This window comes from Bradyrhizobium sp. CCGB01, assembly GCF_024199795.1.
GTDB lineage: Bacteria > Pseudomonadota > Alphaproteobacteria > Rhizobiales > Xanthobacteraceae > Bradyrhizobium.
In genome coordinates, this window is sequence record NZ_JANADK010000001.1 from 471,650 (window position 1) to 485,383 (window position 13,734).

Genomic DNA, 13,734 nt, shown 5'->3' on the forward strand with positions numbered 1-13,734 from the left:
CAAGCGAGGCATCACATGACTCTCAGAATCTCCGGAAAGAGCGTTAGCGTCGGCGACGCCCTGCGCGGCCGCGTGACCGACCGGACTGAAGAGGTCCTGCGCAAGTATTTCGACGGCAATTATTCCGGTCACATCACGCTGAGCAAGGACGGCTTCGGCTTCCGTACCGACTGTGCCCTGCACCTTGATTCGGGGATCACGCTCGAGGCCGATTCGAACGCGCCGGACGCCTATGCCAGCGCCGACCAGGCGCTCCTGATGATCGAGAAGCGGCTCAAGCGTTACAAGAGCCGGCTCAAGGACCGCTCGGCCCGCAAGGCCCATGTCGCCTCCGCCGCCCTCGCCGCCCTGAATGCCACGAGCTACGTGCTGGAGGCGCCGGGCGATGGGGAGGACGAGGACGAGGTCACCGGCTACAGCCCCGTCATCATCGCCGAGGCCACGACCTCGCTGAAGCAGCTGTCGGTCAGCGAGGCCGTCATGGAGCTCGACCTCAGCGGAGCGCCCTGCCTGGTATTCCAGCACGGCTCCAGCGGCCGGGTGAACATCATTTACCGCCGGGCCGACGGCAATGTCGGCTGGATCGACCCGCCGGGGGCCAAACCGGACGGTTAAGGGCTGGAACCTGGGCTCCGTATCATCCGCAGCCTTTAACAATGACCGGGGCAAAGCCGCACGCAGCAGTTGGCACCGGGATTGCGTTGGAGTAGAAGCGCCCCACATCAGGATCGGGGCTAAGTCCCCTTCCTGCTTGACCTTCTCGACGCCGGCCGGGCGTGGTTCGACCAAGCTGGCCAATTCGGAACCTGACGGTTTAATTCACCTCGGAAACCTTCCATGCCGATTACCGATCTGGTCGCACCCGAGGCGATTCTCCCGGCATTGAAGGTCAACAGCAAGAAGCAGGCGCTTCAGGAGCTTGCGGCCAAGGCCGCCGAGCTGACCGGGCAGAACGAACGCGCGGTGTTCGAGGTGCTGCTGCAGCGTGAGAAGCTCGGCACCACCGCAGTCGGCTACGGTGTCGCCATTCCCCACGGCAAGCTGCCCAAGCTGGAAAAGATTTTTGGCCTGTTCGCGCGCCTCGATCGTCCGATCGATTTCGAGGCGATGGACGGCCAGCCGGTAGATCTCGTCTTCCTGCTGCTCGCCCCCGAAGGCGCCGGCGCCGACCACCTCAAGGCGCTCGCCCGAATCGCCCGCCTGCTGCGCGACCAGGACATCGCCAAGAAGCTCCGCGCCTCGCGCGACGCCCAGGCGATCTATTCGGTGCTGGCGCTGCCGCCGGCGACCGCGGCGTAACTTCGCTTTTCCTCGCCGCCCGCTGAGAAGCGGAATCGACCCACGCAATTGCCAATCTACGCCGGCCATCTCCGTCGCATGCGCGCGGGATGTCGCGATCTCGTAACAACCGGCGAGATCACGCGAATAATTTCCCCATTTGAGACGTCCGGCACAACGCGCCATGTCGGCGTCCGCTAAGGACGCCCAGGAACGCAAGTGGCGCCTGGATCGACGCGCCGTCCTGCGCTTTCGCTGATGTCGTTACCTATTGCCCGAAGGTCGGGCCCGCAGGATGAAAGTGGTTGGCGCGGTGCAGTGCAGGGTTGTTGTGGTCGGGCTAGTGATAGCAGGTACCGCAGTCCCGGCCGTCGCGCAGGATGCTGGATCGCTGCTCCGCGAGATGCAGCGGCAGCAGGAGTTGCAGCGGCAGGAAAGGCTGCCGGCTCCTGACGAGATTCGACCGCAGCAGCCGCCCGCCGCCACCCCCGACCGGGGCGAGCGCATCATCGTGAAGGGCGTTCGCTTCACCGGCAAGGTGGAGCTGCTGCCGCCGGCCGAGCGCGAGCAGCTCGTTGCCTCGGTGCGCGGCAAGCGCCTCGGCATCCAAGGGCTCTATGCGCTGGCCGATCAGGTGACGGCCGCGCTCCAGGGCCGCGGCCGGCTGCTGGCGCGCGCGCTGCTGCCGCCGCAGGATGTCACGAGCGGCATCGTCACGATCGAGATCGCCGAGGGTGCGCTCAAGACCATCACGCTCGACCGCGCCAAGGGCGTACGGGTGCGCGAGGATTTGCTGCGCGCCATCATCGAGGGCCGGCTGAAGCCCGACGGGGTGACGCGGCAGGATCTGGAAGACGCGCTGCTGCGCATGAACGACCTGCCCGGCGTGTCCGTGCATGCGAAGCTCGCGCCGGGCGAGGCGCCGAACACCACCAGGCTCGTCGTCGGTGTCGAACAGGCTCCGGTCGTTGGCGTCAGCTTCTGGGCCGACAACTATGGCAGCTCCAATGTCGGCAAGGCGCAAGGAAGCGGTCTCGTGACATTCACCGACGTGACCGGTTGGGGCGATCTCACGCGCGTCTCCGGCACGGTCTCGCAGGGACAGGAGTACGGGTCGTTTGGGACGAGCGTGCCGCTCGGCGCAAGCGGCCTTACGGCCAATGCCAGCTACGGTTATCTCGACTATCACAACATCGACGCGATCGGGCAGGCCCTCGGTCTCACCGGATTCGCTCATTTCGCCAATGGCGGCACGGACTACAGCCTGATCCGCAGCCGCGATTTCAACCTTCAGCTCGGCGGCGCCGTGACCTGGAAGGCGCTGGTCGACGACAGCATCGCCGGGACGCTTCAGGACAAGCGCTCCATCTCCACCACGCTTAGCCTGAACGGCGACCGGCGCGATGCCTTGCTCGGCGGCGGCATCACCAGCTGGTCGGTGAGCTGGACGCTCGGCGATCTCGATCTCGCGCGTGTGGCGAGCGCGCTCGCGGCCGACCAGGCCGGGCTCAGGACGCAGGGCCAGTTCAATCGCATCAATGCGACGGTGGCCCGGCTTCAGGCGCTGCCCGGTGACTTCGCGCTGTTCGGCCGCCTCTACGGACAATGGGCGGACAAGAATCTCGATTCCTCGGAAGACTTTGCGCTGGGCGGTCCGTTCGGCGTGCGCGGCTATCCCGTCGGCGAGGGGCGCGGCGACATGGGCGTGCTCGGCACGCTCGAGCTTCGCTACAACGCGCCGCTGCCGCCGCGCTTTGGCGGCCTGCAACTGGCGAGCTTCGTGGACGGCGGCTACGTCAAGGTCAACGTGTCGCCGAACGGCATTCCGCCGGTCACCGCGTGCGGCTGCAACGATTACGGCCTCGCCAGCGCCGGGCTTGCCGCGCGCTGGGCGCGCGAAAGGCTGAACGTATCGGCAAGCTGGGCCCACACGCTGGGCGACAATCCCGGCCGTTCCATCATCACCGAAGTCAATGCCGATGGCGTCAGGTCCAGCGACCAGTTCTGGCTGCAAGCCGCCATCCGCTTCTGACGTTTTCGAGAGGGCACGACATGACATCGACCCTGCCGCGAATCCAGCTCGCAATCGCGCTGTCCGCGACCACGATGTTGACGCCGCCAGCGCTGGCGCAGACCCTGCCGACCGGCGGTCAGGTCGTATCGGGGCAGGCCACGATCAGCCAGTCCGGCAATGCCATGACCATCAACCAGTCGAGCGACCGGATGATCGCCAATTGGCAGAGTTTTTCGATCGGCACCGGCAACTCCGTGACCTTCAATCAGCCCGGCGCGTCCTCGGTCGCGCTGAACCGCGTCGTCGGGCAGGATCCGTCGCAAATCCTCGGCAATCTCAGCGCCAACGGGCAGGTGTTCCTGATCAACCCGAACGGCATTGCCATCGGCAAATCCGGCAGCGTGCAGACCGGCGGCTTCGTCGCCTCCACCCTCGGCATCAGCAACACGGATTTCTTGGCCGGCCGCTACAATTTCACCGGCAGCGGCGGTGCGATCAGCAATGAAGGCAACCTTTCCGGCAAGGTGGTGGCGCTGATCTCGCCGAGCGTCAGCAATTCCGGCACCATCGCCGGCAGCACGGCGCTCGCGGCCGGCACCGACGTGCTGCTCGACTTCAATGGTGACGGCCTGCTCTCGGTCGAGGTCAAGGCCTCGACCGTCAAGACCCTGGTCGAGAACAAGGGGCTGATCCGCGCCGATGGCGGGCTTGCCGTTCTCACGGCCAAAGGTGCCAGCGATGCCATGAAGGGCGTCGTCAACAATTCAGGCGTGGTGCAGGCCGCGAGCATCGGCAGCAGGAACGGCCGCATCCTCCTGCTCGGCGACTCCAGGTACGGCGAGGTCAATGCCGGCGGCACGCTGCGCGCGCGCTCCGTCGAGACATCCGCCGCCAAGGTCAAGCTCGCCGCCGATCTGAAGGTCGACACGCTGGGCGGACGCTGGCTGATCGATCCCGTCAACATCACCATCGACGCCAATTACGCGGCGGCCCTGCAGACCGCGCTGGCGAGCGGCGACGTGACGGTGACCACCTCGGGCAGCGGCACGGATGCGGGCAACATCGCGGTCAACGCGCCGATCAATTGGGCATCGCACATCCTCACGCTTCGCGCCGACAACACCATCAGCATCAATGCGCCGCTGACCTCGACCGGCACGACCGGCCTCGACGGCCTCGTGCTGCAATATGCGCAGACCAATTCGACCGGCACCTACAGCGTCAATGCGCCGGTCAATCTCGCGGCCGGAAGCCTGTTCCAGACCCAGAGCGGCAGCAATGCGCCGGTCACTTACACGGTCATCACCGATCTCAACGCCTTGCAGAACATCAATACGAATCTTGCCGGCAACTACGTGCTGGGCGCGAACATCGACGCCAGCAGCACGGCGGGCTGGAACGGCGGCGCGGGCTTCATGCCGATCGGAGGCGCCGGCAACACCTATTTCAGCGGCGTTTTCGACGGGCTTGGCCATGTCGTCAGCAATCTGACCATCAACCGGCCCACTACCGACGGTGTCGGTCTGTTCGGCTACATCGACAATGGTGCGAGCCTCCGCAATGTCGGATTGGAAGGCGGCAGCGTAACGGGTAACAATTCCGTCGGTGGCCTGGTCGGATTGACCGGCATCTGGGTTTACCTCGGCACGAGCAGCGCCGGTGGCGCCACCATCAGCAACGTTTACAACACGGGCAATGTGACCGGCAGCGGCGCCTTCGTCGGCGGAATAGTGGGCGACACCTGGCTCACCACGATCAGCAACGCATATGCAACCGGCACGGTTGCGGGCTATGGCTCCGTCGGCGGGCTCGCGGGGCGCACGGTCGCCACGATCGTCTCCAACTCATACGCCACCGGCAATGTGTCCGCCATCGACCAGGGTGCCGGCGGACTGGTTGGGTTCAATCTCGGAACGTGGATCGGACCAGGTCAGGCGGATTATGCGATTGGGACGATTAGCCACTCCCACGCCACCGGTGCAGTGTCCGGCGGCGTCTTTGTCGGTGGACTGCTGGGGTACAGCAACATTGGTCTCATCACCGACAGCTACGCCACCGGCAATGTGTCGGGCACAGGTAACAGTTGGCCCGTAGGCTCAGCTGCCGGCGGGCTGGTGGGATACAGCACGTACGGTCAGGTGCTGCGATCCTATGCCACGGGGAATGTCTCCGGCATCGACACGGTCGGCGGGCTAATGGGGGCGAACTGGACCGGCGGCTCGATAAGTCAATCCTATGCCACCGGCAACGTGTCGGGGACGCGTCAAGTTGGAGGACTGGTGGGGCAAAACTACGACGACCCCTATATAGAATATTCTTACGCCACGGGTACGGTCACGGGAACGCAGATCGTCGGCGGACTGGTCGGATACAATTTCGGCGGTACGGTGAACTGGAGTTACGCCACGGGCGCGGTATCCGGGACCACCGATGTTGGCGCGCTGATAGGGCTCATCTCGGGTGCTAACATCACGCAGAGCTATGCAAACCGCGACACCACGGGGCAGAGCTCCGTATGCGGCACGGTTTTCGCGGGCTCCTGCGCGGGCGGCGCTCTCCTCACCAACGCGCAGATGCGCGATCCCTTCACGTTCATCAACGCGGGCTACGATTTTGTCACCATGTGGGGCACGTCCGTCAGCGGCGCCAACAACGGCATGCCGGTGCTGCGGGTGTTCGGCGACACGGTCTACGATGTCTATGTGAATGTGTCGGGTTCGGCGAGCACCACCTATGGCACGTTGGCCTCGCTCGCTGGATTGACCGCGACCGGTGTGAACGCGAACCACGTCACGCTCGGCTGGGGCAGCGCGGTGACCACCACGCTGGGGGCGGGGAGCTACAATCTGAGCGGTCCCGGCGTTGTGAACGCGACCAGCTCCGGCGGTGCCGTCTATGTCGGATCCGTCGCGGTCGGTCTCACCATCGGCAACGCATCGCTCACCATCACCGCAAATGCCTCCAAGACCTATGACGGTGTGGCGTTCTCCGGCGGCAACGTCACTTATTCCGGGCTCATGAATGGAGAGAGTGCGTCGGTTCTCTCCGGCACGCTCAACTATGGTGGCAGCGGGCAGGGCGCGGTGAATGCAGGGCAGTACACCCTGAGCATCTCCGGCCTCTCCTCGACCAACTACGCCATCACCTATGTCGACGGCTCGCTGACCATCAACAAGGCGGCACTCACCATCACAGCGAACGACGTCACCAGGATTTCCGACGGCGTTCCGTTCTCCGGCGGCAGCGTGGCCTATTCCGGCTTCGTCAACGGCGAGGCGACGTCCGTGCTATCAGGCACGCTCCTCTTTGGCGGCTCGGCCCAGGGTGCGCGCAATCCCGGGGTCTATGGCATCACCGCCTCGGGCCTGACGTCTGGGAACTACGACATCACCTATGTCGGCGGCCGGCTCGCGATCATTTCGCGGGATGCGGGCGGCTGCTCGCTCGGGGCTGGCGGCAACGCGGTCTGCGGCGCCACGCCACCTGATCCTGCCGCGCCCCTCGGGCTGAACGACCAGGCGCCGATCGAGGTCGTGCTGCCTCAGAGCACCCCCGTAGCGGTACAATCGCTGTATCTCGTGACAGCATCGACGCCCGACGTCCGAAGGTGAACTCTCGAACGTTACGCGCAGCTATCCCGGCAAAGGCAATGACCTTCGCCGGCGCCGCTCGTGCGCTTCAGCAGACCGTTGGCAGCAGGCGCCGGACTTCGTCGAGCAGTTCGGGAATCGCCGTTTTGTCGCCCGCGAGGTGCTTGAGCAGCGCACTCTGGAATAGGCCGTCAAACAGCGCATAGAGCGCAGCCGGCGACGACGCTGGTCGCTTGCCGCCGAGCTCGGCATAGCGGGAGGCGATACGCCAGATCATCGCTTCCAGGCTCTTGTCGATCTCGAGCACATCCTTGCGAAACGCTGCCTCGAACATCGCCTGCGAGCGCAAATCGTACCAAAGACGGTGCATGCGCGCTTCGGTCTGCAGGGTTGCTGCGAGCTTGGCGAGGAAACCCTCCGTCAATTCGTCGCGGCTCGTTGCTGTCGCGACGACATCGTCATATCGCGTCACGCACTTCGCCTTGTAGTGGCGGACGCAGCAGCAGATCAGGTCGAGCTTGTCGCTGAAATAATAATGGAACACGCCGTGCGTGAACGCCGAGTTCTGCGCGATTTCGCGCAGGCTGGTGCGTGCGAAGCCGAGCTCTCCAAGCGTTTCGAGCGCGGCCTCGGAAAGCTCGATGCGCCGCGCGTTGAACTTCTCGTCGCGCAGCACCTCGGCCGCATCAGCCACACGCCGGGCCGCTCCCGTCACCTGCCGCGCCATCTCGTCCCTTCCTCAGTCCCGTTCTTTCAAGGACTTATACCGCGTCGATCGCGGAATGCTCCATCCCCTCACAACCACTTCCCTTGACGACTGTCAAATTCGTTCTTGACAAGTGTCAAGATTCTGGCGGAGGTTCGCACCAAGAATTTGGACAGTCGTCAAGACGTCCAACCATGGAGGAACGCTTCGCTGGGTGCCGCCGAAAGGCCTGCGCCCATCGACTTGGTGCGCGCCGATGGGCGCAGCACGAAAAGATCGATCACCAGCAACGGAGGAGTGCGTCATGAGTGCCAAGAGCCTTGCAGGCAGGAAAGCCCTGGTCACCGGCGGTGCCCGCGGAATCGGCGCGGCCATCGCGCAGGCGTTGGCGCGAGCCGGCGCCTCGATCATGATCGCCGACATCCTGGAGGAGACCGGCCGCGCCAGCGCAGCCGCAATCGCGAAGGAAGATGTCGCGACGGGCTTCGTCCAGCTCGACGTCACCGACGACGCTCAATGGGAGCGGGCGGTTGCCAATACCGTCGCAACCCTCGGCGGCTACGACATCCTGATCAACAATGCCGGCATCGAGATCACCTCGCTGATCTCCGAGGTCAAGGCCGAGGACGCGCGGCGGATGTGCGACGTCAATATCGTCGGCACCGTGCTCGGCATGAAGCACGCCTTCCGTGCGATGCGCCCGGGCGGGCCGGCCGGCAAGGGCGGCGCCGTCGTCAACATCGCCTCGGTTGCGGCAACGATCGCCTTCCCGAGCATCGCGGTCTATTCGGGCACCAAATCCGCGGTTGACCGCATGACGCGGGTCGGAGCGATGGAAGCCGGCAAGCTCGGTTTCGGCGTGCGCGTAAACTGCATCTATCCGGGGCTGATCCCGACCGACATGGGCATGCAGCTCGCCAACGACATCGTCAAGGTCGGGCTCGCGGCTGACGTCAACGCCGCAGTCGGCTCGGTGGTGGAGCAAACCCCGCTCGGCCGTCTCGCCGAGGTCACGGACATCGGCGATGCCGCGGTGTTCCTGTGCTCGAACGAGGCGCGCTTCATCACCGGCATCGGACTGCCGGTCGATGGCGGCATGGGCATGTAACAACAAAGCCGACAACAAGCATTTCGGAGGATCGCAATGAGCAAGAAGCCCGTCATCGTCTACGGCGCATCCGGCTACACCGGCCGGCTGGTCTGCGAATACTTACGCGAATACAACATCCCCTTCATCGCCGCCGGGCGCAGCGAAGAGAAGCTCAACGCCGCGATGAAGTCGAACGTCGCCGGCATCGAGACCGCCGACTACGAGGTGGTGACGGTGCCGCACACCGCGGCCGCGCTGACTGAATTGTTCAAGGGCGCCTCGGTGGTGCTCAACACCGTGGGCCCCTTCGCCAAGTTCGGCACTGAGGTGGTGCAGGCTTGCCTCGCTTCCAGATGCCATTACACCGACACCACCGGCGAGCAGGACTGGCTGATCACGCTCGAGCAGGAGTTCGGCACGAAGTTCGCCAATGCCGGGCTGCTGTTGGCGCCAGGCATCGCGCAGATGTACACCACCGGCGAGATCGCCGCGCAGCTGTGCCTGGAGACACCAGGCCTCGACACGCTGGACATTGCCGTGTTCTGGGGTGGCAGCCCGACCATCGCATCGACGCAGACCATCCTGGTCAACGCGGCGATGGCCAAGGCCTACTATTTGGAGCAGAACAAATATGTCGAGCATCAGCCCGATGCCGGCCTCTACAACCTCGCCATCCCCGGTCAGCACGAGCTGGCGCTGGCGTTGCCCTGGGGTGGCACCTCGCACCCGGTGTGGTTCAAGCGCGATCCGCGCGTGGCCAACGTGAAGGTGCTGGGCGGTGTGTTCAATCGCGCGCTGATGCTGGGCGTGCCGCAGATCGTCGCGGCCGCGCTGGAGGCGACCAAGGACATGAATCCCGACGACCGCTACGCCGCATTGGCGCAGACCGCCGCCGGTGTGATGAACACCATGCCGCCGCGCGAGAACCCGCGCGTCAACAAGTCGATGGATTCGGTGCATGCCTCCGGCCCGTTGGGGCGCGCGCACTGCATCATCTACGGCAACAGCAACTACAAGCAGACCGGCTTGCTGCAGGCTTATGCCGCGGCGCACCTGCTGCAGCAGCCGCCGAAGCGCGTGGGGTTCGCCTCCGGCTGCCAGGCGTTCGGCCATCACGAGCTGCTCGGGCAGTTGCGCAGCTTCGGGCTCGTCAGCAAGCCGGTTCTGACCGTGAACGATTAAGGTAAATCGCGGGTGGCGCGGACCTCCGCGTCACCTGCTACCGCTTCGGGTGTTGATCATGCGCTTCATCGATTACCTCGACAAAGGTGCCTCGCTCGGCGCCGACGCGCCGTGCCTCACCATGGATGGACGCGACCTCAGCTATCGCGAGGTGCAGTTGCTGAGCTACCGCGTCGCGCGCGGGCTCGCGCGATCGGGGATTGCTGCCGGCGAGAAGGTCGCAATCCTTTCCGGCAACGATCCGGTCGCGTTTGCTTGCGTGTTCGGCATTTCCCGCGCCGGTGCGGTCTGGTGCCCGATCAATCCGCGAAACGAGGCGGCCGAAAATCGGCTCATCCTCGACCAATTCGACTGCAGCCTGCTGCTATTTCATTCGAGCTTCGCGCCAATGGTCGAGGCGGTGCGTGCAGAGCTGCCGAAGCTGCGCGCCCTCGTCTGCCTCGATGCCGCGTTACCCTTTGCGCCCTCGTTCGACAGCTGGCTCGCCGGCTTTGCCGATGACCACTACCAGCGCGAGACGATCGACGATCTCGCGATGATCCCGGGCACCGGCGGCACCACCGGCAAGCCGAAAGGGGTCATGCTGTCGGGCCGCAATATCGAGGCCATGACGGCACTGACGCTGATGGGCTATCCCTTCAAGGGACGTCCGATCTATCTCGCGCTCGCGCCGCTGACCCACGCGGCCGGCGTGCTGTGTTTCCCGATCATGGCGCTCGGCGGCCGCATCGTGATCATGCATCACCCCGACATCGCCGAATTTCTCGATCTGATCGAGCGCTATCGCGTCACGCACACCTTCCTGCCGCCGACCGTGATCTACATGCTGCTCGATCATCCGAAGCTCGACTCCGCGAAGCTCGGGTCCCTGCAATGCTTCTGGTACGGCGCGGCGCCGATCTCGGCCGCGCGGCTTGCGGAGGCGCTCCAGCGTATCGGGCCGATGGCGCAGCTGTTCGGTCAGACCGAGGCGCCGATGATGATCTCGATGATGGCACCTGGCGAGCATTACAATGCCGACGGCACGATCGCGATGGAGCGTCTCGCCTCGGCGGGGCGGATTAGCCCGCTGGTGCAGGCCGGCATCATGGATGGCGACGGCAATCTGCTGCCATCAGGCGCCCGCGGCGAGATCGTAGTCCGCGGTTCGCTGGTGATGGAGGGCTATTACAAAAATCCCGAGGCTACGGCGGAGGCCTCCGCGCATGGCTGGCACCACACCGGCGACATCGGCTATATCGACGACGACGGCTACCTCTATATCGTCGATCGCGCCAAGGACATGATCATCACCGGCGGGTTCAACGTCTACTCGATCGAGGTCGAGAACGCGCTGCGGGCGCATGAGGCGGTGCAGGATTGCGCCGTGATCGGGCTGGCGGACGAGAAATGGGGTGAGCGGATCGTCGCCGTGGTGCAGCCCCGCGCCGGCCAAAGCGTCGATGCGACGGCGCTGGCGGCCTTCGTCAAGCAGCGGATCGGCAGCGTCAAGACACCGAAGCAGATCGAAGTCTGGGATGACCTGCCGCGCTCCAAAGTGGGCAAGGTGCTGAAGCCGGACATCCGCGCGCGGCTGGCAGGTCGCTCAGGCGACTAGCAAACGCCTGCGAGGCGCCAAAAAAAATACGCGGGCCGCCCTGAGGCATGCCCGCGCATTTGAATTCGTTAGCTGCGCGCGCGTAGCGCTCAGTGCACGCTCACCGCCTGCAACTCGTTGCTCCAGGCATTCGCGACAGCGGCTTCGCGGCTGTCGGTCAGCATGATCGGCGTACCGTCGGCGGCGTGCAGCGCGAAGAGCTTGAGGCCCGGCGCGATCTTCGGCGCTTCGGGAAACAGCCCGGGCACATCCTCGGAGCGGATCTGCTTCACATAGGCGATATGGCCTTCGCCGAGGGTTGCCAGCGTCTCCGGAGAGACGTTCTTGGCTTCGTATTCGAACGCAACGTGACCTTCACTCATGGTCTCGACTCCTCTCTCGAAACTAAGCGGTCGAGTCCGCTACTCGTTCCATTATTCGTGCTCATTGATAGCGATTGTCTTAACGATCCTCTCCGGTTCAGGCCGGGCGAGATCGACGGACAACAGCCCGTTCCTGAGATCCGCACCCAGCACCAGCATCCCCTCCGCCAGCACGAACGTGCGCTGGAAGTGGCGCGCGGCGATGCCGCGATGGATGTATTGCCGGGACTTGTCGTCCTGCTGCCGCCCGCGGATCACGAGCTGGTTTTCCTCAATGGTTACATCGAGTTGGTCGCGGGTGAATCCGGCGACCGCCAGCGTGATGCGAAGGCGCTCGGGCTGGCCGTCCGACCGTTCACACCTCTCGATATTGTAGGGAGGGTAACCGTCGGCGCCTTTGACGACGCGGTCGAGCACGCGCTCGATCTCGTCGAAACCCAGAAGGAACGGACTGGAAAGCGTTGGAACACGAGACATAGTTTACAAAGTCCTCTCGAAGCGACTTTGGCATTTCAGGGCCCGGAAGCGGCGCCCCTTGGTCAGTAATATGGGCATATCTCTGTGGGGGTTCAAGCAGGTAGCCGGGGGCTGTGGATTGGCGTCTCGGCCCCGTGGCCTGTCCAATATCGCGTAAAGTGCTTCCGGATCGTTATGGCCCGGGCTTGTTCCGGCCATCCACGACCTTGCTCGCAGCCCAAAAACGCGGATGCCCGGGACAAGCCCGGGCATGATGAATCTGCGAGTGATTTATCCCAATGAAAACAATGTCCTAGCTACTGTGCATGGGGTTGTTTTCGCAGTTTTGTTGGCCGGCCCTCGGAACCGGTCAGGCCTCGATCCGCTTCCGGCCGTCGCCGCTGAAAAGATGCAGTTTCTGGCGCACAGCAGCGACGCGGATCCTCGCGCCGATCGCGGGGGCCTCGGTTCCTGGAATGCGGACGATGACTTCGCCGGGCGGCAGCTCGCCGGGGGTGGCGGCGACGCGTTGCTCGTCCTGGGCCCGCGTGCCGTAGACGAAGGTTTCGGCGCCGACGCGCTCGATCGCTTCCACGGTCAGCGGCAGTGCGACGCCACCGGCCGGTGTCTGGTCGGTGATGACGAAATCCTCCGGGCGGATGCCGAGGATGCCGGCCTCGGTCGCGCCGCCACCGAGCTGCGACTTGATCTCGTCAGCGCGCGTCGACATCAGGTTCATCGGCGGTGCCCCGATGAAGGAGGCGACGAACGTCGTCGCCGGCTTCTCGTAGATCGCGAGCGGATTGCCGACCTGCTCGACCTGGCCGCCGTTCATCACCACCAGGACGTCGGCGAGCGTCATCGCCTCGAGCTGGTCGTGGGTGACGTAGATCGACGTCGTGTTGAGCCGGCGCTGCAATTTGCGGATCTCGACCCGCATCGCGATGCGCAGCTTGGCATCGAGGTTCGACAGTGGCTCGTCGAACAGGAACACTTTTGGCTGGCGCACGATGGCGCGGCCCATGGCGACGCGCTGGCGCTGGCCGCCGGAGAGCTGGCGCGGCTTGCGCTCCAGCATCGGCGCGAGCTCGAGCACGCGCGCGGCCTCCTCGACGCGGGTCTTGACCTCGGCTTCCGCCATGCCACGGTTGCGCAGGCCGTAGGCCATGTTGTTGTAGACGCTCATATGCGGATAGAGCGCGTAGTTCTGGAACACCATCGCGATGTCGCGATCGGCGGGCTCGATCTGGTTGACGACACGGCCGCCGATGTCGATCTCGCCGCCGGTGACGGTCTCGAGGCCCGCGACCATGCGCAGCAGCGTGGACTTGCCGCAGCCGGAGGGGCCGACCAGCACGCAGAACTGGCCGTCGCCGACATCGACGTTGACGCCCTTGATGGCCTCGAAGCCGCCCGTATAGGTCTTGCGGACGTTGCGCAGGGTGACGTTAGCCATGAA

The 13,734-nt window shown here is 64.8% G+C and carries 11 protein-coding genes; 7 read left to right on the top strand and 4 right to left on the bottom strand.

Translation table 11 applies throughout. The features are described 5' to 3' along the window. Positions 1-15: 15 nt before the first annotated feature. The 4 genes from hpf to NLM25_RS02170 all read left to right on the top strand — a co-directional run bounded on the left by hpf (position 16) and on the right by NLM25_RS02170 (position 6,903). Positions 16-615: a ribosome hibernation-promoting factor, HPF/YfiA family gene (gene hpf, locus NLM25_RS02155; protein WP_254135857.1), complete on the top strand. Its 600-nt coding sequence runs from the start codon at positions 16-18 to the stop codon at positions 613-615. Between the two features lie 222 nt (positions 616-837). Next, positions 838-1,299, top strand: a complete 462-nt coding sequence (ptsN, locus tag NLM25_RS02160) for a PTS IIA-like nitrogen regulatory protein PtsN (protein WP_063681444.1) — start codon at positions 838-840, stop codon at positions 1,297-1,299. Between the two features lie 322 nt (positions 1,300-1,621). Further along, the gene (locus NLM25_RS02165) at positions 1,622-3,310 is read left to right on the top strand and encodes a ShlB/FhaC/HecB family hemolysin secretion/activation protein (RefSeq protein ID WP_254135858.1); all 1,689 of its coding nucleotides are present in this window, start codon (positions 1,622-1,624) and stop codon (positions 3,308-3,310) included. A 20-nt stretch (positions 3,311-3,330) separates the two neighbouring features. After that, positions 3,331-6,903: a filamentous hemagglutinin N-terminal domain-containing protein gene (locus tag NLM25_RS02170; RefSeq protein ID WP_254135859.1), complete on the top strand. Its 3,573-nt coding sequence runs from the start codon at positions 3,331-3,333 to the stop codon at positions 6,901-6,903. Positions 6,904-6,970: 67 nt separating this feature from the next. On the opposite strand, the gene NLM25_RS02175 is transcribed toward NLM25_RS02170, so the two are convergent. Beyond that, positions 6,971-7,609 (bottom strand): TetR/AcrR family transcriptional regulator, encoded by a 639-nt coding sequence (locus NLM25_RS02175; protein WP_254114715.1) that lies wholly within the window; start codon positions 7,607-7,609, stop codon positions 6,971-6,973. Between the two features lie 283 nt (positions 7,610-7,892). Between NLM25_RS02175 and NLM25_RS02180 the strand changes: the two genes are divergently transcribed. The 3 genes from NLM25_RS02180 to NLM25_RS02190 are packed head-to-tail and all read left to right on the top strand — an operon-like array spanning position 7,893 to position 11,457. Next, entirely contained in the window at positions 7,893-8,696 is an 804-nt protein-coding gene (locus NLM25_RS02180; RefSeq protein ID WP_254135860.1) for an SDR family NAD(P)-dependent oxidoreductase, read from the top strand. A gap of 36 nt (positions 8,697-8,732) precedes the next feature. Beyond that, complete coding sequence (locus NLM25_RS02185) at positions 8,733-9,860, top strand: DUF5938 domain-containing protein (RefSeq protein WP_254135861.1); 1,128 nt, start codon at positions 8,733-8,735, stop codon at positions 9,858-9,860. 58 nt (positions 9,861-9,918) lie between these two features. Beyond that, entirely contained in the window at positions 9,919-11,457 is a 1,539-nt protein-coding gene (locus tag NLM25_RS02190) for an AMP-binding protein (RefSeq protein ID WP_254135862.1), read from the top strand. Between the two features lie 89 nt (positions 11,458-11,546). Here the strand turns inward: NLM25_RS02190 and NLM25_RS02195 are convergent, their stop codons facing one another. The 3 genes from NLM25_RS02195 to NLM25_RS02205 form a co-directional block, all read right to left on the bottom strand. Next, positions 11,547-11,819: a DUF1150 domain-containing protein gene (locus NLM25_RS02195; RefSeq protein ID WP_011083553.1), complete on the bottom strand. Its 273-nt coding sequence runs from the start codon at positions 11,817-11,819 to the stop codon at positions 11,547-11,549. Positions 11,820-11,870: 51 nt separating this feature from the next. Then, the gene (locus NLM25_RS02200) at positions 11,871-12,296 is read right to left on the bottom strand and encodes an Hsp20 family protein (RefSeq protein ID WP_254114711.1); all 426 of its coding nucleotides are present in this window, start codon (positions 12,294-12,296) and stop codon (positions 11,871-11,873) included. Positions 12,297-12,645: 349 nt separating this feature from the next. After that, positions 12,646-13,731 carry a sn-glycerol-3-phosphate import ATP-binding protein UgpC gene (locus tag NLM25_RS02205; RefSeq protein WP_254135863.1) on the bottom strand — a complete coding sequence of 362 codons (1,086 nt, stop codon included), beginning with the start codon at positions 13,729-13,731 and terminating at the stop codon, positions 12,646-12,648. Positions 13,732-13,734 lie beyond the last annotated feature (3 nt).